12 protein-coding genes and 1 riboswitch are annotated in these 23929 nt (G+C 76.1%); of the genes, 3 read left to right on the top strand and 9 right to left on the bottom strand.

Annotation, left to right across the window (positions count from 1 at the left end; all coding sequences use genetic code 11):
• Positions 1-4: 4 nt before the first annotated feature.
• The 5 genes from AB0C76_RS00320 to AB0C76_RS00300 all read right to left on the bottom strand — a co-directional run bounded on the left by AB0C76_RS00320 (position 5) and on the right by AB0C76_RS00300 (position 9266).
• A complete protein-coding gene (locus AB0C76_RS00320; protein WP_359957257.1) occupies positions 5-1156 on the bottom strand; it encodes an AAA family ATPase in 1152 nt (383 codons plus the stop codon).
• A complete protein-coding gene (locus tag AB0C76_RS00315; protein WP_359957254.1) occupies positions 1153-6423 on the bottom strand; it encodes a hypothetical protein in 5271 nt (1756 codons plus the stop codon). Before AB0C76_RS00315 ends, AB0C76_RS00320 begins: the two co-directional genes overlap by 4 nt.
• On the bottom strand, positions 6420-7277 hold the full coding sequence (locus tag AB0C76_RS00310) for a DUF4132 domain-containing protein (RefSeq protein WP_359957251.1): 858 nt from the start codon (positions 7275-7277) through the stop codon (positions 6420-6422). Before AB0C76_RS00310 ends, AB0C76_RS00315 begins: the two co-directional genes overlap by 4 nt.
• Positions 7278-7438: 161 nt before the next feature.
• The gene (locus AB0C76_RS00305) at positions 7439-8221 is read right to left on the bottom strand and encodes an ABC transporter ATP-binding protein (protein WP_359957248.1); all 783 of its coding nucleotides are present in this window, start codon (positions 8219-8221) and stop codon (positions 7439-7441) included.
• A 34-nt stretch (positions 8222-8255) separates the two neighbouring features.
• Positions 8256-9266 (bottom strand): ABC transporter substrate-binding protein, encoded by a 1011-nt coding sequence (locus tag AB0C76_RS00300; protein ID WP_359957245.1) that lies wholly within the window; start codon positions 9264-9266, stop codon positions 8256-8258.
• Positions 9267-9370: 104 nt separating this feature from the next.
• On the opposite strand from AB0C76_RS00300, the gene fhuB reads away from it, so the two are divergent.
• Together fhuB and AB0C76_RS00290 are read left to right on the top strand one after the other, a co-directional pair.
• Positions 9371-11566: a Fe(3+)-hydroxamate ABC transporter permease FhuB gene (gene fhuB / locus AB0C76_RS00295; RefSeq protein ID WP_359957243.1), complete on the top strand. Its 2196-nt coding sequence runs from the start codon at positions 9371-9373 to the stop codon at positions 11564-11566.
• 69 nt (positions 11567-11635) lie between these two features.
• The gene (locus AB0C76_RS00290) at positions 11636-12757 is read left to right on the top strand and encodes an alpha/beta hydrolase-fold protein (RefSeq protein ID WP_359957240.1); all 1122 of its coding nucleotides are present in this window, start codon (positions 11636-11638) and stop codon (positions 12755-12757) included.
• 34 nt (positions 12758-12791) lie between these two features.
• Here AB0C76_RS00290 and AB0C76_RS00285 read toward each other — a convergent pair whose 3' ends face one another.
• The gene (locus tag AB0C76_RS00285) at positions 12792-13643 is read right to left on the bottom strand and encodes a zinc-dependent metalloprotease (RefSeq protein WP_359957237.1); all 852 of its coding nucleotides are present in this window, start codon (positions 13641-13643) and stop codon (positions 12792-12794) included.
• A 126-nt stretch (positions 13644-13769) separates the two neighbouring features.
• Positions 13770-13839, top strand: a riboswitch (guanidine-III (ykkC-III) riboswitch).
• Between the two features lie 12 nt (positions 13840-13851).
• Between AB0C76_RS00285 and AB0C76_RS00280 the strand changes: the two genes are divergently transcribed.
• Entirely contained in the window at positions 13852-14715 is an 864-nt protein-coding gene (locus AB0C76_RS00280; protein WP_359957234.1) for an MBL fold metallo-hydrolase, read from the top strand.
• Positions 14716-15079: 364 nt separating this feature from the next.
• Here the strand turns inward: AB0C76_RS00280 and AB0C76_RS00275 are convergent, their stop codons facing one another.
• The 3 genes from AB0C76_RS00275 to AB0C76_RS00265 are packed head-to-tail and all read right to left on the bottom strand — an operon-like array spanning position 15080 to position 23851.
• Positions 15080-16462 (bottom strand): DHA2 family efflux MFS transporter permease subunit, encoded by a 1383-nt coding sequence (locus AB0C76_RS00275; RefSeq protein WP_359957231.1) that lies wholly within the window; start codon positions 16460-16462, stop codon positions 15080-15082.
• The gene (locus AB0C76_RS00270; protein ID WP_359957228.1) at positions 16459-16644 is read right to left on the bottom strand and encodes an MbtH family protein; all 186 of its coding nucleotides are present in this window, start codon (positions 16642-16644) and stop codon (positions 16459-16461) included. Before AB0C76_RS00270 ends, AB0C76_RS00275 begins: the two co-directional genes overlap by 4 nt.
• Complete coding sequence (locus AB0C76_RS00265; protein WP_359957226.1) at positions 16637-23851, bottom strand: amino acid adenylation domain-containing protein; 7215 nt, start codon at positions 23849-23851, stop codon at positions 16637-16639. Before AB0C76_RS00265 ends, AB0C76_RS00270 begins: the two co-directional genes overlap by 8 nt.
• Positions 23852-23929 lie beyond the last annotated feature (78 nt).

Below are 23929 nucleotides of genomic sequence, written 5' to 3'. Positions count from 1 at the left end.
GGCCTCACGCCTCCAGGGCCGGGCGCAGGTCCCACAGGGTGCGCCAGGTGGCGGCGCCCTGTTCGGCGCGGCGCCGGACCGGACCGTCCCAGTAGCCGAGCAGCCGGGCGGCGTCGGCCGGGTCGTCCTTGCGCACGACGCCGATCAGCTGGCCGGGCAGGCGGCCGAGCAGGTCGCCGCCGTCGGGCAGGTAGGCGGCGGTGACTCCGAGGGCGGTGGCGACCGAGACGGCCTCGGCGGTGCTCATCACCGTGGACGGGCGCTCGACGTCCCAGCCCTCGGTGGAGCGGCCGGTGCGCAGGTCCCGGAAGGCGGTCACGAGCGCTTCGAGGACGGCGTCGTCCACCGTGAACGGCGCGCCCGCGCGGGCGACGGCGGCGGTGGACTGGCGCCGGACCAGGTCGACCTCGGCGGCGAGGCTCGCGATCGGGCCCACCGTCTCGAAGTTGAACCGCCGCTTGAGGGCCGCGGACATCTCGCTGACGCCCTTGTCCCGCAGGTTGGCGGTGGCGATCAGGGTGAAGCCGGGGGCCGCGTGCAGTTGGGCGTCCGGGGTGCCCGCCAGCTCGGGGACGGCGACGCGCCGTTCGGAGAGCAGCGAGACCAGGGCGTCCTGCACCTCCGGCAGGCAGCGGGTGACCTCCTCGACCCGGGCGACGGCGCCGGCCGTCATCGCGGTGAGCACCGGGGACGGCACGAGGGCCTCCCGGCTGGGGCCCTTGGCGAGCAGGAGGGCGTAGTTCCAGCCGTACTTCAGCTGGTCCTCGGTGGTGCCGGCGGTGCCCTGGACGGTGAGGGCGCTGGTGCCGCACACGGCGGCGGCGAGCAGTTCGGAGAGCATCGACTTGGCGGTGCCGGGCTCGCCGACGAGCAGCAGGCCGCGCTCGCCGGCGAGGGTGACGACGCAGCGCTCGACCAGCGCCCGCTCGCCGACGAACTTCCGCTCGATGACGAGGCCCTTGCGGCCCGCCCTGAGCTTCTCGCCGTCGCTGCCGAGGACGAAGGTGACGACGGCGCGCGGGGTCAGCCGCCAGCCGGGAGGGCGTGGGCCGGAGTCGTGTGCGGCGAGGAACTCCAGTTCGGCGGCGTACTTCTCCTCGGGCGGCGTGATCTGCCGGGCGGGCGCGTCGGCAGGGGTCGTGGTGGGGGCGGTCATCGGCGGGCCTTCCTGCGCTTCGCGGTCTGGAGCTGTTCGTATCCGGGGGCGTCGCCGTCGACGGTCCGCTGCCAGGCGCGGGCGAACAGCTCCGGGACGGGCTGGTGCGGCAGCGCGGGACGGTAGGTGGCCAGCTCGTAGAAGTCGGCCTTCCAGGTCTCGGCGGGCAGGGCGGGCGCCTTGGCCTCCTGCCAGCCGCAGGGCAGGAACAGCGTGCGGCCGGCGCGGGCCCGCTTGGCCTCCATGACGAGGTCGGTGGCGGCGAGTTCGGCGCGGGCGCGCTTGAGCCGGGCGGGCTTCCAGCCCGTCCAGCGGGCGGCGTTGCGGTCGGTGGGGTCGGGCAGGGCGAGGAGCTGGAGGTAGAGCGCGGCGGCGTCCTCGCCCAGGCCGTGGGTGCGGGCCGCCTCGGTGACGAGGGCGGGGACGGAGAACTGCGGGTTCTGCAGCCACCGCGCGTCGCCCTCGGCGCAGCCGGCCGGCTCCGTGGGGGCGGCCAGGTTCTCCGGTTCGCCGCGGAGGACGGTCGCGATGGCGGCGAGCTCGCTCGCGAGCCCGTAGCCCGCGCCCAGCCCCTCCAGCAGTTCGAGCACCTGGTCGTCAGCGCCGGTGAGCCCGGCGGGGCGCAGCAGGACCCGCTCCATGGTGCCGCCGCTGGGGGCGAGGACGAGGGCGGGGCCGCAGCGGACCAGCCCGTCGGTGTCGGCGCCGCCCTCGGGGGGCAGGCCGAAGTGGGAGCGCAGGATGACGGCCAGCGACTGGCCCTTGGCGGTCTGGAAGAGGTTGAAGTCGAACAGGAGCTCCGGGTCGGCGAGGCGTTCGCGCAGGGCGGTGGCGGTGCGCGGCAGCAGCGGGCGCAGCGGGCTGTCGGCGGGCAGGTGGTAGACGAGCCACCGGAGGGCGTCGATGGCCCCGCGCAGCACGCCGAAGCCGGGGACGGCGGAGGGGTCGGCCGCGACCATCTGCTTCATCGACCCGTCGGGGGTGGTGGTGAGGCGAAAGGTGGTGGTGCGGCTGAGCCAGGGTGTCCGGTCGGGGTTGAGGACGGCCTCGACGTGGTCGACGTCGACGCCGGTGACGGTGGCCTGGGCGTCGTCGGGGAGGGTGACGAGCCGTCCGAAGTGCCGGATCCAGGCCTCGGCTCCGGCGGCCAGGTCGGGGCCGTCGGTCCAGAGGGTCTTGGGGTCGGCGGGCAGCAGCGCGGCCCAGACCTCGTCGAGTCCGGCGCGCCCGCGCCGACGCAGCCAGTCGCGGGCGGCGGTGGCCTCGGCGGCCTTGAGGCCGAACTCCGGGAGCCGGTCGGCGGGCAGTACCGGGCCGTGCCACTGGAAGAGGGCGGGCGCCGCGGCGAGGACCAGGGAGGCCCGGGCCGTGCCGGTGCCGGTGAGCTCGCCGAAGGCCTTGGACCGGGCCTGGTCGGCGGGGACGGGCCCGTGCAGGGCGAGGACCCGCCAGAACTTGGCGATCCAGGCGGCGTCGAGCCGCTCCTCGGTGTTGCGCTCCTCGATGGTGGTGAAGTGGTCGACCGGGCCGAACCCGCCGCTCGGGTCGTGGTCGACGGCCAGCCAGTGCGCGTGGTCGCCGCGGTTGTTGCGGTGGCCGAGGATGACGACGGTGCGGTCGCCGTGGCGCAGCACCTGGCCCTGGCGGTGGGCGGTGGGCCGGCCGGTGGTGGTGCGCTCGGTGGGCTCGCTGAGGACGATCTGGCGCAGGGTGGCGCCGCGGTCGGCGAGCGGGCCCCTGGTGAGCTCGCCGAGCAGGAGCACGAGGGTGGAGCGGTGGGCCGGTTCGGTGAGCGGGGAGGCCGCGGCCTGGACGAGGAGGTGGAGGCGGCCGAGCAGGGACAGCCACGCGTGGTGGACGTCGCCGCCCAGCAGCCCGACCGAGGCCGGGCTGCTCCAGCCCTCTGCGGTGGCCGGGGGCGGGTCGGCGAGGACGGCGGTCACGGTGCGCAGGTTGTTCAGCACCTTCCAGGTGCCGGGGGCGCCCCACGAGGTGCCGTAGCGGTCGGCGTCGGGCACCCATCCGCTGATGGCGGCCTGGAGTTCGGCGTCGCGGCCGTGGTCGGGCCGGTGCTCGGGGGGTGCGGCGGCTGCGGTGGAGCGTGCCTCGGCCTCGGGCTGCTCGACGAACCGGGCGACGCGGTCGAGCAGTTCGGCGGCGATCCGGGCGAGGCCGGCGACCCCGGCGAGCAGCCGCTCGTCGGTGATGCCGGGCAGGGCGGCACCGACGGCGTGGACGGGCAGCCTGCGGCGGGCGCCGCTGCGGTGGGCGAGCTTTCGGCGCACGCCCTGGACGGTGATCCAGCGCTGCTCGGCCTCGGGCACCGGTTCGACGTCGGCGGGCCAGACGATGTCGATGAGCGCAGCGGCCTGCTCGGGGGTGACGGCGCGCAGCACGTGCGAGCCGGCCTCGTCGCGCGGGCGCAGCGCGTGCCAGTGGTCGAGCGGCGGCACGAGCCCGGTGCCGGCGGCCTGGAGGTCGCCGGGGCGGCAGGGCATCAGGTCGACGGTGCGGGCGTGGTCGGCGCTTTCGACGCCGTCGGTGCCGAGGTCGGGCAGGGCGAGGGCGAGGTGGTCGCGGATCGACCTGGTGACGACCGGGCCCGTCGCGGCCGTCCCGCTCGTCTCCCCCGGCGTTGCGTTCGTGCCCGGCAGGGTGAGCCGGCCGACGGGCACGACGCTCGGGTGACCGCCGTTCAGGGGCACGACGATCGTGCCGCCGTCGGCGGTGACGGTGGTGACGGTGCGCCCGGTGTCGACGCGCACCCAGCTGCCCAGCACGGTGCCGTCGGTGCCGAACGGCGTCCGCTCCAGCCCGGGCTGGAGCGGCAGCAGCCGCGAACGGTCGAGGTCGAGCGTGCCCGCGGCGGCCGAGGCGGCGATCACCGGCGGCTCGGCGGCGCGGCCGAGGGCGCCGGTCGCCGGGTCGAACTCGTGCAGCACCGGGCCCGTCGGGCCGTGCCGCAGCGTCCAGTGGCCGGTGCCGTCGCCGAGGACGCGGTGCTCGGCGGGCATCCGGGTGTCGCCGGTGTGCAGCGGGCGCTCTCCGGTGGTCCGTCCGCCGCCGGGCAGCGGGAGGGACGGGGCCTCGGGGTGCCGGTCGCCGTAGAAGTACCAGGCGATGGTCTCGCCGCCGAGCTCGAAGGTCTCGGCCGGGCGGCCGGACCAGTAGGCCCGCTGCTTGCCCTGCTCGTGCCAGACGACGAGGAGTTCACCGTCGACGAAGCGCAGCCGGGGGCGGTTCCAGGTCTCCAGCTTGGGCAGCCGCAGGGTGTGCTCCAGCACGATGCCCTGCGGGCCGACGACGACGGCGCGGTCCAGGCGGGCGAGGATCAGGTGCGGCCAGGCGTCCTCGACGATCAGGCCCTGCAGGATGCGGGCGCCGGGGGTCTTCTCCGGGCCGCCGTCCTGGTCGCTGCCGGTGGCCGTGGCCGCTCCGGCGACGGTTCCGGTGCCGGTGCCGGTGCCGGTGCCGGTGCCGGTGGCCGGCGGGTCGGCGAGCTTGTCGAGCGCCTCCTCCAGGGCGGGCCAGCCGAGTTCGTCGAGGATGCCGGCGCCGAGCGCGCGGGCGAGCAGCCCGGCGACGTCGAGGGCCGCGATCCGTTCAGCGGCGGCGGGGGAGATCGATCTCAGCACACTGCGGTACGGGGAGAGCGTGCGCACGAGGTCGGCGGCGCCGGCCAGGCCGCGGGCGGCCGAGACGTCGGCGGCGCGTTCGTCGGCCCACTCGGCGAACAGCTCGCGCAGCAGCGGCAGGGCGGGCACCTTCTGCTGGACGGCCGTCTCCCACGCCGAGGGCGTCGCGGCGCGCAGCACGCCCCGGAAGCGGGGGTCGGCGGCGACGGCGGCCAGGTCGGGGCCGGTGGAGCCGCTGTGGCGGGCCCAGCCGGTGAGGTCGAGGCCGAGCCCGGCCGGCGGGTCGGCGACGGGCACGCCGTCGGCCAGCAGTCGCTCCAGCAGGTCGAGTTGGGTGGTGCTCCGGCGGATCCCGGTGAAGAGGTCGACCGGGGTGCCGTCGGCGCGCAGCCGCTCGGCCATCCGGCCCGCGAGTGCCACCGTGGCCGCGCAGGTGGGACGGGAGCCCCAGCCGCGGCCGAGGTGGTCGGTCCAGCGGCGGAGCCAGGCGGCGGGCGCGGTGTCCTCGGAGCCCGCGGTGCCCTGGGTGTCCTCGGGGCGCGGGCCGGTGAGCAGGCTCTCGGCGCCCGTCTCGGCGAGCACGGCCAGCCAGGCGGCGTCGTGCGCGGCGGCGTCGGAGTTGCCGCCCGCCGTGGGCATCAGCTCCAGCAGGCGGACCCGCACCGCCTCGTCGCGCCTGCCGAGGGCGACGAGGGCGCCGTGCCAGGACTTCCAGAACGCGACGGGCGCCCGGTTGGCCGCCGGCGCCGCCAGCAGCTCGGCGAGCAGGGACTGTTCGTGCTCCTCCCGGTCCAGCCCGGCGGCCTTCACGAGGGCGCGGGCGTCCTCGGCGACCCCGGCGTAGGGGGCCATGCCGGCGGCGGCGCGCTCGGTGCACAGCTGGCGGAAGCGCTGCCAGGCCGTCGCCGCGTCGAGCCGGGCGCCGAGCGACTTCACGTACTGCCGCAGGGACTTGACGGTGAGCGCGCCGGCCAGGGCGAACTCCAGGAAGACGGCGCGCAGCCGCTCCTCGTCCACCTCCAGGCCGTGCGTGCGCTCGGCCTCGCGGGCCTTGCCGAACCAGCTCGCGGCGTAGGTCTGGTTGCCGACCCCGAGGAAGATCCGACCGACCTCCTCGCAGAAGGTGGGCAGGAAGTGCGGCACGGCGCGGCCCAGGCGCGCGGCGAGCGCGTCGAAGCCGTCCTTGGCGGCGCCGGGCTTGGACTTGGCCTGGCGGGCCAGCCGCTCCAACTCCTTGACCAGGGCCAGCGCGTGGTGCCCGTTGGCCGGGTCGTGGACCAGCGCCCACGCCGGGAAGCCGAGCGCCTCCTGGCGCACCTGACCGACCTCGGCGGGCTCGGCCTGCGGCGCGAGGCCGAGGAAGTCGACGGCCAGGTCCTCGGCGGGGCCGAGCGCTCCGGGCACCAGCCGGACGATCCGGCGGCCGTCGAGCGCGGGGTGGGCGTAGGTGCGGGCGGTCAGCACGTCCGCGGCGCTGTCGGAGCGGCCGGCGCCGGGCACGGTACCGGCCGGGAGGACGGCGCCGGCGTCGAGCAGCCGCTCGTGCCGACCGGCGTCCGGCAGGGCGCTCGGGCCGGTGCCGTTCGTGCCGGCCTCGTTCGTGCCGGCGCCGCTCAGGCTGGTGGCGGTCATGCCGCTTCCTCCCCTTCGATCGTGCGGCCGGCGTACAGCGCGGCGGCCATCCGCATGCCCTCGGACCACGCCACCGGACCGACCTGCGCCAGCGGCAGCGCCCGGCCGTCCGGCCCCGCCCAACTGAGCGGGCCCGTCTCGCACTCGTCGTAGTCGTAGTAGTCGCCGACCCACAGCCGGGCCTCGACCGTGCGGCCGTCCTCGACCACCGGCACGACGGCGCTGCCGCCGCGCACCCGGTAGCCGAGCCGGGCGCAGCGCCCGACGAGCTCGCGAAGTTCCTTGTAGCGCCCGCCCGCGTAGGTGGTGACCTCGGTGCCGGCCGGCACCTCCGCCGGCCGGTGCCAGACCTCGCGGTAGAGCTGCTGGACCCGCTGTGAGACGCCGAGTTCGACGGCGAACTCGCGCAGGTCGTCGAGGTCGGCGAGGAGGACGGGGTGGGGTATCCGGATCTCGCCGTCAGCGAGGCGCACGGTGTCGCCGTCCGGGTCGACCAGCCCGAGCCCGCGCTCGGCGTCGGCGTCGCGCAGGAACCCGGCAACCTCGCCGTCGGCCCCGGTGACGACCAGGTCCCGCAGGACGCCGCGCCAGGCCTCGTCCGCCCACACCGCGGTGACCACGGCCGCGGGCACCGGCAGCGAGCGCACCATCCACCGCTCGACGTCCTCCAGGCAGCGCCGCTCGTGCGCCCCCAGCCACTCGGCGAGCTGCCTCAGCTGGGTGACCACCGGATCGTCGCCGAGCTTCGGCGGCACGGCCTTCAGCTGCCGCCCCGCCGCGTTCCGGCACAGCACCGTGCCGTCCCCGTCGAGCGCGACGCGGTACCCGCCCGCACTCGTCTCCACCCATGCCACGGCCGTTCTCCTCCCACCTGTCGGTCAGCGATGGGAGGAACGTAGCGAGGCCCACTGACAACGCGGCGCCCAGGGTCCCGGCTTCACGACCTGCGGAAACCAAACCCATCGAACGGGTGAACGATCCCGGATGGCAACCCCGGAGAATCCGCGGCGGCCCGTCAGCGGGGGCGCGGGCGGGCGACGATGACCGGGGCGCCGTCGTCCGGGGCGGGGAGGATGTCGGCGTCGACGTCGTACAGGGCGCGCACGAGGTCCGGGTCGACCACCTCGCGGGGCGGGCCGCTGGCGACGACGGCGCCGTCGCGCAGGGCGACGAGCAGGTCGGCGTAGCGGGCCGCCGCGGCGAGGTCGTGCAGGACCATGACGACGGTGCGCCCGTCGGCGGCGACCTCTCGGACGAGCTCCAGCACCTCGACGGCGTGGCCGAGGTCGAGGGCGCTGGTCGGCTCGTCGAGCAGGACGACGGGAGCGTCCTGAGCCAGCACCATGGCGAGCCAGCAGCGCTGGCGCTGGCCGCCCGAGAGTCGGTCGAGGCGGCGGTCGGCGAGCGCCTCGACGCCGGTGGCGCGCAGGGCGCGGGCGGTGCGCCGCTCGTCCTCGGCGGACCACTGGCGGAACAGACCTTGGTGCGGGTGACGGCCGTAGCGCACCAGGCCGGCGACGGTGACCGCCTCGGGCGCCTGCGGGCTCTGCGGGAGCAGCGCGACGCGGTGCGCCGCCCGGCGCGGGCGCAGCCGCCACACGTCCTCGCCGCCGACCAGGACCCGCCCGGCGTCGGGCCGGTGCAGTCGGGCGACCGCCCGCAGCAGCGTGGACTTGCCGCAGCCGTTGGGGCCGACGACGGCGACGACCCGACCGGCCGGCACGGCGAGGTCGACGCCGTCGAGCACGGGGCTCCCGGGGCCGTAGCCGGCGGTGAGGCCCTGGACGGTCAACTCCACTGATTCTCCGTATGGTTGATGAGAGGCGTGCGGATCAGGAGCCGGTCAGGGCCTTGGCGATGTCCTCGATGACGACGCCGGCCGCCAGCGGGCCACCGCGGGTGGACCAGACCGAACCGTCCACGGCGACGGCGTGGTTGTTCTTCACGGCGCCCAACTCCCGGTAGGCGGGCTTGGACTGGACGTCCTTGAGCGCGGACTTGCCGTCGTCGGTGAGGGTGGAGAGGAACAGCCAGTCGCCGTCGATCTCGTCGAGCTTCTCCAGGCTGAGCGCCGGACTGTGCGCGTTGCCGTCCCTGTCCTGGGCCTTGGGACGGGCGAGGCCCATGTCGAGGGCGACGCCGCTGGCGAACTGCTTCTTCTCCATCCAGCTGGGCCCGGTCGGGTTCCAGCGGACGATCGAGACGGCCGCGCCCTTGGCGGAGCCGAGACCCTCGCCCGCCCGCTTGGCCTTGGCGTCGTAGTCGCCGATGACCTTGTCGGCCCGGTCGAGCCTGTTGACGGCGTTTCCGATGCCGCGCAGGGCGAGCTTCCAGTCGTCGGCGGGTGCCATGGTGACGAGGGTGGCCGGGGTGATCTCGCGAAGCTGCTTGAGCACCTGCTCGTCCTGCATGTCGCCGGCCAGGATGAGGTCGGGCTTGGCGGCGATCACCTTGTCCATGACGGGCTGGAGCAGGTTGCCGACGACCGGGACGCCCTCGACTTCGTCCTTGAGGTAGGCGGGCGGCGCGTCCAGGCCCTGGCCGTTGGTGATGCCGACCGGCTTCACCCCGAGGGCGAGCACCGCGTCGAGGTCCTCCTGGGTGAGGGTGACGATCCGCCGGGGGGTGGCGGGGACCTCGACGGCCCTGCCCGTGGCGTCCTTGACGGTCCGCTTGTCACCGGCCGCCTGCGGCGCGTCCGCCGCCCTGGACGGGGACCCCGAGGAGCCGGACGGTCCCGACGAGCCGCACCCGGCGAGGAGGAGGGCCGCCGCCCCCGTGACGGCCAGCACCCGGGCCGCGCGGTGGCGGGCGGGACGGAGCGGGCTCTGGGCGTACGGCATAAGTGCCTCCGGGCAGTGGTGGTACGGGAGTTCAGCGAGGTCCGTCGGATCGACGCGACGGGGCGCCACAACGGAGCCCTTCGAAGTTAGGTTAGCCTTACCTTATGACATCGTCGCAAGTGGGCGCCCGCGAAGCACCCCGGCCCGGCCCGCGCAGCTCCCCCGCACCCTCCGAGCCCGCCGAGGCGCCGGCGCGCGAGGGCCACGGCCGGACCTGGCCGGTCGCCGCCGGGGCGCTCGCGGCGCTGCTTGTGCTCGCCGCCCTCTCGCTCTCCGTCGGCGCGGGCGAGGTCGGCCCGGGACGCGCGCTCGCCTACCTGCTGGACCGTGACGGCGCCCGCGCGGACGGCCGACTCGCCCTCGTCCTCGGCGATCTGCGCCTGCCGCGCACGCTCGCCGCGCTGCTGGTCGGCGCCGCCCTCGGAGTCGCCGGCGCGCAGCTGCAGTCCGTCACGCGCAACCCGCTCGCCGAGACCGGCCTGCTCGGCGTCAACGCGGGCGCCTCGCTCGGGGTCGTGCTCGGCATCGCCGTGCTCGGCGTCCAGAGCTCGTACGGCCACCTCGCGCTCGCGTTCGGCGGGGCCCTGCTGTCCGGCGTGCTGGTGCTGCTGATCGCGGGTGCCCGGGGCGGCGGTTCGCCGATGCGGCTGGTCCTCGGCGGATCGGCGGTCGGCGCGACCTTCGGCGGCCTCACCGGCGTCCTGATCGTCAACTCTCCCGAGGCCTACGACCGTTACCGCGTCTGGGTGCTCGGCTCGCTGGCCGGGACGGAGGGCTGGTCGACGCTCGGCCGGACCGCACCGGTGCTCGCCCTCGGCTTCGCGGTCGCCGCGCTCACCACCCGCCCGCTCACCGCGCTCGCCCTCGGCGACGACCTCGCCCGCGGCCTCGGCCACCGGCCCGGCGCCACCCGCGCGGCAGTCGCGCTCGCCGTCACGCTGCTCACCGCCTCTGCGGTCGCGCTGGCCGGCCCGGTCTCCTTCCTCGGCCTCCTCGCCGGATTCCTGGCCCGTGCCGCCGCCGGCCCCAGGGTCGGCCGACTGACGCTGCTCGCGGGCCTCTTCGGAGCCGCCGTGCTCACCGGTGCGGACGTGCTCGCCCGCGTGGTGGCCCGGCCGTTCGAGGCGCCCGTGTCGGTGATCGTCGCCCTGATCGGCGCACCGGCCCTGATCGCCGTCGTCCGTTCGCGCCGCACGTCCGCGCTCGCCGTCACCGAGACCGCCCCGACCGCTCCGCCCGCCCGGCCCGCCCCGCCCGGCCGCGAAGTCCCCGCCGGGAAACCTGACGTGATCCTGCGCCGCGGCGCGTGGTCGCTGCTCCTCCCCCGCCGCCCGCTGCTCGCCGCACTCGGACTCGCCGCCGCCCTGCTCGCCGCCGTCGTCGTCTCCGCGCACGCCGGACAGGGCGAACTCGGCCTCGGCCGGACGTTCCAGGCCGTGTTCGGCTACGGCGACCGGCTCGACGTCCTGCTCGTGCAGCGCTTCCGGCTCGGCCGGATCGTCGCCGGGCTCACCGCCGGCGCCGCCCTCGGCCTGGCCGGCTGCCTCACCCAGACCCTCGCCCGCAACCGCCTCGCCACCCCCGACCTGCTCGGCGTCAACGACGGCGCCACGGCCGCCGTGCTCGTCAGCGCGGCCGTCTCCGGCACCTTCGGCGCCTGGTGGGCCGGACCGCTCGGCGCGCTCGCCGCCGCCCTCGCCGTCACCCTCGTGTCCGGCGGGCTCGGCGCGCGCGGCTACCGTGTCCTGGTCGTCGGCCTCGCGATGTCGGCGCTCGCCTCGGCCGTCGTCCAGGTCGCGCTCGCCCGCCGCTCGCTCAACTCGGCCGGCTCGCTGTACGTGTGGACCTCCGGCAGCCTCAACGGGCGGGACCACGACATCGCCACGCCCGTCCTCGCCGGGCTCGCGGTCCTGGCGCCGGTCGCGCTCGCGGTGGCCCGGCGGCTGGCCGTACTGCGCTTCGACGACGACGTCGCCGCCTCGCTCGGGGTCGAGCCGGGGCGCGTGCGGCTGGTGTGCCTGCTGCTGGCCGTCGCGCTGGCCGGGCTGGCGGTAGGGGTGTGCGGGCCGGTCGGCTTCGTCGCCCTCGCCGCGCCCGTCCTGGCCGGGCGGCTCGCGGGGCCGGCGCGGGTCCCGGTGCTGGGCTCGGCGCTCGCGGGCGCCCTGCTCGTCGTGCTCGCGGACACGCTCGGACGGGTGCTGATCGGCGGTGTGGAGATCCCGGTCGGCATCGTGACGACGGTGCTCGGCGGCCCGTTCCTGCTCTGGGTGCTGCTCGGACGCAGGGACGGCGCGCCGTGAGAGCGAGCGGGGTGTGAAAGCGGGCGCAGCGTGACGACGGATTCAGCAGAACGGAAGGGGAGTTGGACCATGGAGCAGCAGACGGGCCCGCGCATCGAGCCCGATCCGGACGATCCGGTTTACCGGCAGGTGACGTTCGCGTACGACGGTCCGGACTGCGACGGCGTGCTCGCACTCGTCCACACCGTCACGGACCGGGACCGGCACGCCGGCGACCTCACCCCGCACCTCATGAAGCCGACGGGAAACGGGCGTTGGGAGATCACCTACCGTCTGCGGGCCGACCACCGCGCCTCCTACCAGGTGTACCCGTTCCACGGCGCGCCCCCCGGCACCGCGCGCGCCGACTGGACGCGCGTCCTCGACGACGCCCGGCCCGACCCGTGCGGCGGCCCCCTGCTCCCCGCCCGGGACGGCCGGCGGCCCGCCACCGTCCTCAGCCTCCCCGAGGCGCCCGCCCAGCCGTACGCGGCCCGGCGCGACGGCGTGCCGCGCGGGCGGACGGCGGCCCGTGCGCTCGACGGGCGCCGGGTGGACGTCCACCTCCCGGCCGGCTGGAGCGCCGACGGGCCCGGCGCACCGTACGCGGTTGCGGTGCTGCTCGACGGCGAGATGTGGGGCGAGGTGCTGTCCGTCGGCGACACCCTCGACAATCTGGCGGCCGACGGCGCCCTCCCCCCGACGGTCGCGCTGCTGGTGCACACCATGGGCCCCGAGCGCGCGGCCGACCTCAGCTGCAACCCGGACTTCGTCGACTTCCTCGCCGACCGACTCCTCCCCTGGGCCGCCCGCGGGTTCGGCACGACCACGGACCCGGCGGCCACCGTCATCGCCGGCCAGAGCGCGGGCGGCCTCAGCGCCGCGTTCGCCGCCTACCGGCGCCCGGAGCGCTTCGGCAACGCGCTCGCCCAGTCCGGCTCGTTCTGGTGGCCGGACGAGACCGAGTTCGACGCCGGCAGCGAGTGGCTCACCCGCCGTTTCGCCACCGAGGAGCGCCGCGCGGCGCGCTTCTACGTCGAGGTGGGGCTCCAGGAGTGGCTGCTCCTCGCCCAGAGCCGCCACCTGCGCGACGTCCTCACGGCGCGCGGCTACGACCTCGAGTACCGCGAGTTCAACGGCGGGCACGACTACGCCTGTTGGCGCGGCGGACTCGCCGACGGGCTCGCGCACCTGCTGCGGGACCGGGGCTGACCGGGCCGGCCGGGGCCGCACGGCCCCGGCCGCATCAGCCCTCCGCGGGCCCCAGCCCGGTGCGGGCCAGCCAGCGGGCCGGGGCGGAGAGCTCGCGGCGGGTCGGCACCAGGGAGCGGTCCGCCCAGATCCGGTTCACCGTCTCCGTCCCGCCCGCCTCGACCAGCGTGTGCACGAACCGGACCGCCTGGTCGTGGGTGTCCGGCTCGGCGCGCACGCCCGGCAGGCGGGACAGCAGCCGGGCGGCCCGGGCCGTCTTACGCTCCCCCGCCTGGTCACGGGCCAGCAGACGGCGCGTCGCCCAGCGCGCGTGCCCCTCCCACAGCGCGCCGAGGACCGGGTCGTCCTCCCGCGTGCCGCCGGACGTCCGGTGGAGCAGGAGCGCCTCGACCGCGTCCGCGCCCGGCCGGGGGCCGCCCGCGCGGATCTGGGCCTGGTGGGTCAGCAGGTGTGCCAGCACCGCGCGCAGCGGGGCCCGCTGCGGCGCGCCCGCCAGCAGCGCCGGGGCCAGCAGGAGCACCCACCGGCCCTCCTCGTCCTGAACCACCCGGCCGGACGGCACGCAGGTGATCCTGCGGTCGGAGTCCGCCGACGCCGGCCCCTTGCGCAGCGCCGCCTCGGCCTTCTCCCGCTTCGCCGGGTCCGCGACGGCCGCCAGCGCCTCGCCCGCGAGGACGGTCTCGCAGACCCGGCGCACGTAGGCCTCGCGGCGCTGCGCGAACGCGTCCGGGTCCACCAGCGCGAGGCGCACGCCGGGGCCGAGGTCGAGGCCCGTGGTCTCCTCGACGGGACCGGCCAGTTCCCCGGTCAGGGCGCGGGCCTCCTCCGCCAGGGCGTCCCACGCACCGCCCGCCTGCTGTTCGACGACGATCTCGATCTCGATCACGAAGCGGAACTGTACGTCGCCTGGAAAACTCTTCCCACTCGGTCCGCCGGACCGGCCGGAAACCGGCGCCCGGAAGGCGGTCTCCTGGGCATCATGAGGCCGGTCCGGCTCCGTGCTAGCGTCCCGGTGGCGGCGCACCGGCGCGACCGCCCCGGACGAGACGTGCGCCGTACCCGGCCCGACAAGACGACGCACCGGAGGAGGCGTCATGCCCGACTTCGCCCGGGCCGTCCCGGTGCCGCGGCCGCTGGACGTGCGGTGGATCCACGGCTCGCCGTCGGCCAAGCACGACACCGGGCCGGAGATCCAGGTCCACGCGTACGACGAGCACACGGTCGTGCTGCGGCAGAACAAGGCCGTCCACTACGAGGCGCCGTTCCTGTACCTCCTGTTCGGGGCCGAGCGGGCGGTGCTCCTCGACACCGGGGCGACCGCCGACGCCGCGCACTTCCCGCTGCGCGCGGTGGTCGACGAACAGATCGGGACATGGCTCGCCCGCCACCCGCGGGAGGGGTACGAACTGCTCGTGCTGCACACGCACCCGCACGGCGACCACGTCGCGGGCGACGGCCAGTTCGCCGACCGCCCCGGCACGACCGTGGTCGCCGCCGACCCGGCCGTCGCGTGGCCCCGCTTCGGCTTCGACGCCGACCCGGACGCCGTGGCCCTGGTCGACCTCGGCGGCGGCCGGGTGCTGGAGTGCCTCGCCACCCCGGGCCACCACCCGGCGGCCGTCACGTACTACGACCCCTGGACGGGCGTCCTCCTCACCGGTGACACCGTCTACCCGGGGCGGCTCTACATCGACGACTGGCCCGCGTTCACGCGCAGCATCGACCGCCTGATCGCCCTCACCGACCGCCGGCCGGTCACCCACGTGCTCGGCTGCCACATCGAGATGACCACCACCCCGGGCGTGGACTACCCGATCCGCACCACCTACCAGCCCGACGAACCCCCGCTCCAGCTCACGGTGGCGGACCTCCACGACATCCGCACGGCCCTCACGGCGCTGGGCGGCACCCCGACCCGCCACGCCCTCCCGCACCTGATCCTCTGGCCGAGCGAGTAGTAAGTCCCGGCAGGGGACCGGCCCGGACAGGTCCCGTTCGAAGCCGGACGGTTCGGGGATGTTGATCGACTCGCCGAACACTGTCTCGGGCAGGTACGTGAGGTCGGGGTCACGGACCGACCTGGCCGTGGGCGAGGCGAGGCCGATGGTGCCCGCCGGGAGACACCCGGACGGCCTGTGCGGCTCGAACTGCCGGTGGACGAGCGCCCGGTTCAGCTGCTGGACCGAGGACGGCGACGCCCGCATGGCGATGATGCCACCCGACGGCTCCACCTGTAGCCCTCCGGGAGGCTCCGCCGAGCCTCTTCGAGGAGGCGGTGGCGCTCAGGGTTCATGACGCCACCGCAGGGCAGGGCGGAGCACTTCACGGGGACGCACCCGCCGATGCGTCCCTCGGGAGACGGCTCGCGGGGAGGGTCGCGGCGGCGATCAGGAGGCCGGTGGCGAGGAGGGCGGTGCGGTAGGGGGTGGGGTTGTCGCCGTCGGCCAGGAGGGCGATGAGGGCGGCGCTCGTCGCGACGCCCAGGGCTCCGCCGATGGTGCGGACGATCGTGAACAGGGCCATCGCCCGGCCCGTCGCGGGCGGGGGGACGTCCGCGAAGCCGGCGATCTGCAGGGTGAGCACGGCGGTGCCCAGGACCAGGCCCACGGCGAACATCAACGCCCGCACCGCCCACGGGTCTTCGGTGAACGCCAGCGCGGTCAGGACCGTCGCCGCCAGCAGCAGGGCGGGCAGCGCCAGGCGGCGCGGGCCGAGGCGGGGAAGGAGGCGGTCCACCGCCTGGGAGGCGGCCATCAGGCCCACCGCCTCGGGGAAGACGCTCAGGCCGGCGTCCAACGCCGAGGCACCGAGGGCCACTTGGTGGAGCAGCGGAAGGACGAACAGCGCGCCCATCAGCCCTGCCGATGTCAGCAGCGCGATCCAGGTGGCGGCGCCGAAGGTGCGGTCGGCGAACAGTCGCAGGTCCACCAGGGGTTCGGCGGAGCGGAGTTGGTGGCGGATGGTGGCCACGAGGAGTGCCGCTCCGGCCAGCCCGCTCACCAGCACCCACGGCGACGACCAGCCCCGTGCCGGGCCGAAGCCGAGCGCGTAGGTGAGCAGGCCGAGGCCCGGGGTGGCGAGCAGGAAGCCGGTGGCGTCGAAGCGTCCGGCCGGGGGCTCCTCCTCCGCCCGCAGGCCGACGAGTCCGACTGCCACGGCGGCGGCGCCGATCGGCACGTTCACGAGGAACAGCCAGTGCCAGGACAGGTGTTCGGTGAGGAAACCGCCGAGCGGCGGGCCGAGGGCGGGCATCAGGGCCGTCGGCACGATCAGCACCTTGCCGAGGCCCGCCCGCTCGTGCGGGGCGAAGGCCCGGAACAACAGCGTCATCCCGACCGGCGTCAGCAGCCCGCCCGCGACGCCCTGGACGGCCCGGGCGGAGGCCAGCGCGCCCAGCCCGGGCGCGGCGGCGCACAGCGCGGAGGCGAGCGTGAACGCGGCCAGCGCGCCGAGGAACACCCGTTTCGCCCCGTACCGGTCGCCGAGCCAGCCGGCCACGGGCAGGCCGGCGGCGAGGCCGACGAGGAACGCGGTCTCGACCGCGTTGGCCGCCTCGACGGGCCACCCGAAGTCCCCCGCGATCGTGTACAGCGCGGGGTTGACGATCGTCGAGTCCAGGCCGCTCATGCACATCGCGGCCGTATAGACGACGACCACCGCGGTCCGGCCGGCCAGTTGGGGCGGGGCCTCGGCGGGTGCGGTCACAGGTCGGTCCAGTGCGCGGAGATCCAGTCCAGGGCGGCGGTGCGGGCGCAGGGGCCGTGGGCGACGTCCCAGCCGGCCGGGACGGCGGCGAAGGCGGGCCAGAGGGAGTGCTGGCCCTCGCCGTTGACGAGGGCCAGGAAGTCGCCGTCGGCGTCGAAGGGGTTGGCGGGTGCGTCACTCATGGGTGGCGTTCTCCAGGTGGTCGGCGATCACGCGGGCGATGTGCGCGATGGGGGTGGGCAGGGTCATGTCCTTGTGCGAACAGGCGACGTCGGTGTTGGCGATCCGGCCGGACACGTACGGCCTCCACAGCTCGGGCACGAGCGTGTCGTCGATGGTGTCGACGGTCGCGCGGAAGAACAGCACGTCGCCGTCGAAGCGCCGGTGGTCGTGTCCGCGCACGAGGCGGTCGGTGTTGAGGTAGATCCGGTTGAGGGCCTCGACGGTGGCGTCGCCGAGCCCGGCGAGCGGGCTGCCCTCGCGGCGCAACAGCGCGGTGACGGAGGCGAGTTCGAGCGGCTGGCCGGCGAGGTCGGCCGGGCCGTAACCGCCCATGGTGAGCAGGGCCTCCAGTGCCTCGGCCTGGTCGGGGACGGGCAGCTCGCGGAAGCCCTCGGCCGGGTAGGCGTCCAGGACGGCGAGCAACTCGACGGCGTGGCCCAGCTCCTGGAGCCGGACGGCGACGGCGTGCGCGATGATGCCGCCGGTGGACCAGCCGAGCAGCCGGTACGGGCCGTCGGGCTGCACCTCGCGCAGCCGGTCCGCGTAGTGCGCCGCGAGTTCCTCCAGGGTCCGCGGCAGCGGCTCGTCCGCGGTGGCGGCGCCGACGCCCTGCGCCTGGAGGCCGTAGATCGGGACGTCGGCGGGCAGGTGGCGGATCAGCCCGGTGTAGCACCAGCTCAGCCCGCCCGCCGGGTGTACGGCGAACAGCGGGGCCCGTCGTCCGGGTGCGGCGGGCCGCAGCGGGAGCAGGACGTCGAGCGCGTCGGCGTCCTCGTCCCCGGTGGCCAGGGCGGCGTCGAGGGCGGCGACCGTCGGGGCGCGGAACAGCGTGCCGATGCCCACGTCGAGGCCGAGCACGGCGCGGATCCGTCCGGCGAGGCGGACGACCAGCAGCGAGTGGCCGCCGAGGGCGAAGAAGTCGTCCTCGGCGCCGACCGCGGGCACGCCCAGGACCTCGGCGAACAGTTCGCACAGCTGCTGCTCGCGCGGAGTGCGCGGCGAACGGCCGGCACCGGCGGCGGGCACCTGCGGCACGGGCAGCGCGCGGCGGTCCAGCTTGCCGTTGGCGGTGAGCGGCAGGCGGTCGAGGAGCACGACGGCGGACGGCACCATGTGGGCGGGCAGTCCGGCGGCGGCGTGGGCGCGGAGCTCGTCCGGCGTGGTCGTGGCGACGGCGTAGCCGACCAGCCGCCTGTCGCCGGTCGCGTCCTCGCGGACGACCACGGCGGCGTCGGCGACGCCCGGGTGGGCGGCCAGGACGGCCTCGATCTCGCCGGGTTCGATCCGGAACCCGCGGATCTTCACCTGCTGATCGGCCCGCCCGAGGTACTCCAGCTCCCCGTCGGCGCGGCGGCGGGCGAGGTCGCCGGAGCGGTACATCCGGGTGCCGCGCTCGCCGAACAGGCCGGCGTACGGGTCGGCGACGAAGCGCCCGGCGCTCAGCGCGGGACGGCCGAGGTAGCCGCGGGCGAGGCCGGCCCCGGCGACGTACATCTCGCCGGTGACGCCGGGCGGCACGGGCTGGAGGTGCTCGTCGAGGACGTAGACGCGCAGGTCGGGGATGTTGACGCCGATGGTGCTGCCGGCCCCGGCGGCGGCGCTCGCCCGGTCGAGGGCGCGGTGGGTGACGTGCACGGTGGTCTCGGTGATGCCGTACATGTTGACCAGGACGGGCGCGTCCCCGGGGTGCCGCGCGTACCAGTCGTCGAGGCGGCCGAGTTCGAGCGCCTCGCCGCCGAACACGACGTAGCGCAGCGCGAGTTCGTGCCCCGGGCGGTCCCGGTCGGCGGCGCTGAGCTGGTAGAACGCGGAGGGGGTCTGGTTGAGGACGGTGACGCGCTCGCGGGCGAGCAGGTCGAGGAAGGCCGCCGGGTCGCGGCTGACCAGGTGCGGGACGACGACCAGCCGGCCGCCGTGCAACAGGGCGCCCCACAGCTCCCAGACGGAGAAGTCGAAGGCGTAGGAGTGGAAGAGCGTCCAGACGTCCTCGGGACCGAAGCCGAACCATTGGTCGGTGGCGCCGAACAGCCGGACGACGTTGTGGTGGGTGACGGGCACGCCCTTGGGCCGGCCGGTGGAACCGGACGTGTAGATGACGTAGGCGGTGTCGTCGGCCCGCAGCGGGCGGGTGCGTTCGTGCTGGGCGAGCGGAACGGCGGGGAACGCCTCTTCATCTTCGTCGACGAGGAGTCGGGGCACGTCGTGGCCGGGCAGCCGGGGTGCGGTGGCGCGGTCGGTGAGGAGGGCGGCGGGGGCGGCGTCGGCCAGCATGTAGGCGAGGCGGTCGGCCGGGTAGTCGGGGTCGAGCGGCAGGTACGCCGCGCCGGACTTGGTCACCGCGAGGAGGGCGACGACCAGTTCGAGCGAACGGGGCAGGGCGAGCGCGACGATCGTGCCAGGGCCGATGCCGCGCGCCGCAAGAGCGCGGGCCAAGCGGTCGGCGCGGGCACCGAGTTCGGCGTAGCCGAGCCGCTCGTCCCCGTAACTGACGGCCACGGCCCGAGGATCGGCCTTCGCGGCCGCCTCGAAGAGCTCGGGCAGCGTGGCGCCGGGCACCGACGGGACGGGCGTGCCGTTCCAGTCGACGAGTGCGCGCCGGCGCTCCTCCTCGCCGAGCAGCGGGAGTCGGCCGATGGCGGTGTCGGGGTCGGCCGCGGCAGCGGTCAGGAGCCGGGCGAGGCGGGTGGCCAGGGCCTCGGCGGTGGACGCGTCGAACAGGTCGGTGCGGAACTCCAGGAAGCCGCCGATGCCGCCCCCGGGGAGCTCGCCCGCGTTGAGGGTGAGGTCGAACTTTGCGGTGCCGGTGGGCACGGCGGCCACGCGGGCGGTCAGGCCCCCGGCCATCGCGAAGGCCTCGTCCGGGCGGCTCTGCCAGGCCAGCATCACCTGGAACAGCGGGTGCCGGGCCAGCGAGCGGGGCGGGTTGAGCTCCTCGACGAGCCGGTCGAACGGCAGGTCGGCGTGCTCGTGCGCGGCCAGGACGGTGCCGCGCACGCGCCCGAGCAGGTCGCGGAAGCCCGGGTCGCCCGAGGTGTCCGTGCGCAGGACCACCGAGTTGACGAAGTGGCCGACAAGCGCGGCGGTCCCGGGCTCGTCGCGGCCCGCCACCGGGGTGCCGACCGGGATGTCGGTGCCGCAGCCGTGCCGGGTGAGCAGGGCCGCGAGACCCGCCTGGACGGCCATGAAGACGGTGCTGCCGGTGGCCCGGGCGAGCACCACGAGGGCGGCGTGGGCCTCGGCGCCGAGCGTGAACGGCACCGTGGCGCCGTCGTGTCCGGCGACGGCCGGGCGCGGGCGGTCGGTGGGGAGTCCGAGCTGGTCGGGCAGGCCGTCGAGCACGGTGCGCCAGTGGTCGAGCTGCCGGGCGGCGAGCGGGGTCGGCGACTCGGGCGTGCCGAGGAGCTGTCGCTGGCGGGCGGCGTGGTCGGCGAACTGGACGGCGAGTTCGGCGAATTCGGGATCGGACCCGGCTGCCCGCGCGCGGTAGGCCGTGGTGAGGTCGCGGGCCAGCGGGGTGGTGGACGCGCCGTCGCCGGCGATGTGATGGAGCAGGAGGAGGAGCGTGTGCTCCTGTTCTCCGTCCCTGAACAGGCTTGCCCGCAGGGGTGGTTCGGCCGTCAGGTCGAAGGCGTGGCGGACCGCCTCGGCAAGGCTGTCGCCGTGGTGCAGCACAACGGGCGCGGCGGGCAGAACCCGCTGGTACGGCGTGCCGTCGGGCTCCTCGCCGTAGACCGTGCGGAGGATCTCGTGCCGGGCCGCGAGGTCGGCGACGGCGAGCGCCAGCGCGTCCCGGTCGAGCGGGCCGGTGAGGGTGAGCGCGAGCGGGATGTTGTAGGTGGGGCCGGGGCCTTCGAGGCGGTGCAGGAACCAGAGTCCGCGCTGGGCGGGGGACAGCGGCATGCGCCCGGTGCGCGGGACGGGCACGAGGGCGGGGCGCGGCTCGGGAGCCGAGCGCTCGCGCAGCAGGGCGACGAGCGCGGCCGGGGTGGGATGGCGGAAGACGTCGGCGAACCCGACGGCGGCGCCCAGGGTTTCGCGGACACGGGCGGCCAGGCGGCCCGCGAGCAGGGAGTGGCCGCCGAGGTCGAAGAAGGACGCGTCCCGGCCGGGCGTCTCGGCGAGGGCGAGGACGTCGGCGAAGAGGCCGCAGAGGATCTCCTCCTGCGGGGTGGCCGCGGGCCCCGATCCCTCTGCGGCGGGGGCTGGTTCGGGCAGGGCGCGGCGGTCGAGCTTGTCGTGGGCGGTGCGCGGCAGGTCGTCGAGGACGAGGACGGCGGCCGGCACCATGTGCTCGGGCAGGCGAGCGGCGAGTCCGGCCCGCAGCGCGGCCGGCGAGGGCATGGCGCCGGGCGCGGGGACCGCGTAGCCGAGCAGCCGCTTGCCCTGCGGGCCCGGCCGTGCGATCACCACGGCCCTCTCGACATCGGGGAGTTGCGCCAGGACGGCGGCGATCTCGCCGGGCTCGACGCGGAAACCGCGGATCTTCACCTGATCGTCGGCGCGGCCGAGGAACTCCAGCGTCCCGTCGGGGCGGCGCCGGGCGAGGTCCCCGGTGCGGTACATCCGGGAGCCGGGCGGACCGTACGGGTCGGCGACGAAGCGCTCGGCGGTGAGGTCCGGACGGCCGAGGTAGCCGCGCGCCAAACAGGCTCCGGCGATGTGGAGTTCGCCGGTCGCGCCGTCGGGCACCGGGCGCAGGGAGCCGTCCAGGACGTAGGCCCGGGAGCCGCGCACCACCCGGCCGACGGGGGTGCCGTCGGGGCCCGGGGTCCACGCGTAGGCGTCGACGGTGGTTTCGGTGGGACCGTACAGGTCGACGGGGCGCACGCCGGGGACCGCGGTGAGGCGCCGCCACAGCGCGGGCGGAGTGGCCTCGCCGCCGACGGCGATGACGGCCGGGTGGTGCCGCCCGTCGCCCAGGAGGCCTTCGCCGAGCAGGACTTCGAGGTAGGACGGGGTGACGTCGAGGTAGTCGACGCGCTCGCGCTCGACGTGGGCGGCGAGCGCGGCCGGGTCGCGGTAGGTGGCGTCGTCGAGGAGGTGCAGTTCGTGACCGTGGACCATCCACAGGAGCGGGTCCCACGAGGCGTCGAAGGCGAAGGAGGCGCTGTGGGCGACGCGCAGGCGGGTGCGGCCGGTGCGCCGGACGGCCGGGGCGATGTGGTCCTCGCCGTGTCCGGCGTGCAGGTTGGCCAGTGCGGCGTGGGTGACGACGACGCCCTTGGGCCGGCCGGTGGAGCCCGATGTGTGCAGGATGTAGGCGGCGTCGGCGAGTTGGGGCACCGGAAGAACGGTGACCGGCTGTTCGGTGGGCGGCCCGTCGAGGACGATCGTGGGCACGTCGCCCGGCAGGTCGAGCCCGGCGAGGGCGGCGGCGGTGCCGACGGCGCAGGCCGGGCGCGCGTCGGCCAGGACGGCGGCGAGGCGCTGCCGGGGGTGGGCGAGGTCGAGCGACACGCAGGCGCCGCCGGCCTTGAGCACGGCGAGCATCACGGCCACGGTGTCGGAGCTGCGGGGCAGGGCGAGGGCGACGGGTGCCCCGGCGCGGACGCCGAGCGCGGCGAGCCGGTGGGCGAGGTGCGTCGACATCTCGTCCAACTCGGCGAAGGTGAGGGAGACGTCGCCGCAGCGGACGGCGACGGCGGCCGGGGTCCGGGCGGCCTGCCCGGCGAACAGCTCGGGCAGCGTCCGGTCGGCCGGCGGCTCGTCGCGGCCGACGGTGGTGCGGCGCAGGGCGTCGGCGTCGAGCAGGTCGATGCGGCCGATCGGCGTGCCGGGGTCGGCGAGGAGCAGACCGGCGAGACCGTCGAGGTAGCGCAGCAGGCCGTCCCGGTGGGCGGCGAGCGCGTCGGAGTCGTAGCGGACGGGGTCGGCCTCCAGGACCAGCCGCAGGGCGCCGTCGGGGCCGGGCGAGACGGCGAGCGCGAGGTCGTCGACCGGGCCGGCGGCGAGGTTGCGCACGGTGCCGGGCAGGCCGGCGAGGTCGAGGTCGCCCTCGAAGGCCTTGATGTTGACCACCGGGCCGAACAGGGCGCGGCGGTCGCCGGTCAGGGCGAGGTCGCGGCGCAGGTCCTCCAGGGGGTAGCGCTGGTGGCGGCGGACGGCGCGCAGTTCGCGGACCACCCGGCGCAGGAGCCCGTCCGCGGCGTCGGCGGGACGGACGGCGAGGTGCAGCGGGAGGACGTTGGCGGTGGCGACGGGGGTGCGCAGGGCGGCGGGGCCGCGCCGGTTGGCGAGCGGGACACCGAGGGTGACCTCCTCGGTGGCGGCCAGGCGGTGCAGGTAGCCGGCGGTGGCGGCGAGGACGAGTTCGGCCCAGGTGGCGCGGGCGGCGGTGGCGGCGCGCTCCAGGCGGTCGCGGGTGCCGGCGGGGAGGTCGGCGGCGAGGCGCAGGGGCGGGGCGAGGGCGGGGTCGGGGGCGTTCGCATCGGGATCAGCGGCGCGGCCGGGGAGCGTGGCGGGTGCGGCGCTGTCGGCGTCGGTATCGGTATCGGCGTCGGCATCGGCGTAGGTGCCCGCGAGGCGGGCGGTCCAGAAGGCGCGGTCGGCGGCGTAGTCGTCGGAGTGGCGGTAGGCCTGCTCCTCGGCGACGAGTTCGGCGAGCGGGGCGAACGGGCTCCCGGCGGGACGGGTGCCGCCGACGCCCGCCGTGTACAGCTCTGCGACGCGCTCCCCCAGAAGGGTCAACGCGTAGGCGTCGACGGCGAGATGGTGGATCCGCCGGTACCACAGGTGCCGGTCGGCGGCGAGGCGGATCAGGGCGTGGGTGAACAGCGGGCCGGTGGTGAGGTCCGCCGGGCGGGCGAGGTCGGCGCGCATCCAGGCCTCGGCCTCGGCGTCCGGGTCGGCGGCGGCGCTCACGTCGAGGCGGTGCAGCGGCCAGGGGTGGCCGGGGCGCAGCCGCTGGCGAGGGGTGCCGTCCGGGCCGGTGACGACGACGGCGCCCAACGCCTCGGCCTCACCGACGGCCTGACGCAGGCCGCGTTCGAACAGGGCCTCGTCGAGCGGGCCGGTGATCTCGACTGCGTCGCCGGTGTTGTACGCCGGACTGCCGGGGTCGAGCGACTGGGCGAACCAGACGGCCGCCTGGGTGGCGAGCAGCGGGAGGTCGGCGACCGCGCCTCGGAGGGGGGCGGCTTGGTCGGACGCGGCCTGGTGGCGGGGCATGGTGCGGGGAGCTCCTCGGGGTCCGGTCGGTCAGGTCGGGTCCGGCGAGCGGAACGGGAAAGCGGTTCGGCAAGGGGA

The sequence above is a fragment of the Kitasatospora sp. NPDC048722 genome (assembly GCF_040650235.1).
GTDB lineage: Bacteria > Actinomycetota > Actinomycetes > Streptomycetales > Streptomycetaceae > Kitasatospora.
This window is presented reverse-complemented; position numbering and strand designations above follow the sequence as displayed.

Coding starts and splice junctions, on each gene's coding strand:
- AB0C76_RS00320 (WP_359957257.1), bottom strand. CDS start 1,156: ATGACCGCCCCCACCACGACCCCTGCCGACGCGCCCGCCCGGCAGATC.
- AB0C76_RS00315 (WP_359957254.1), bottom strand. CDS start 6,423: ATGACCGCCACCAGCCTGAGCGGCGCCGGCACGAACGAGGCCGGCACG.
- AB0C76_RS00300 (WP_359957245.1), bottom strand. CDS start 9,266: ATGCCGTACGCCCAGAGCCCGCTCCGTCCCGCCCGCCACCGCGCGGCC.
- fhuB (WP_359957243.1), top strand. CDS start 9,371: ATGACATCGTCGCAAGTGGGCGCCCGCGAAGCACCCCGGCCCGGCCCG.
- AB0C76_RS00290 (WP_359957240.1), top strand. CDS start 11,636: ATGGAGCAGCAGACGGGCCCGCGCATCGAGCCCGATCCGGACGATCCG.
- AB0C76_RS00280 (WP_359957234.1), top strand. CDS start 13,852: ATGCCCGACTTCGCCCGGGCCGTCCCGGTGCCGCGGCCGCTGGACGTG.
- AB0C76_RS00270 (WP_359957228.1), bottom strand. CDS start 16,644: ATGAGTGACGCACCCGCCAACCCCTTCGACGCCGACGGCGACTTCCTG.
- AB0C76_RS00265 (WP_359957226.1), bottom strand. CDS start 23,851: ATGCCCCGCCACCAGGCCGCGTCCGACCAAGCCGCCCCCCTCCGAGGC.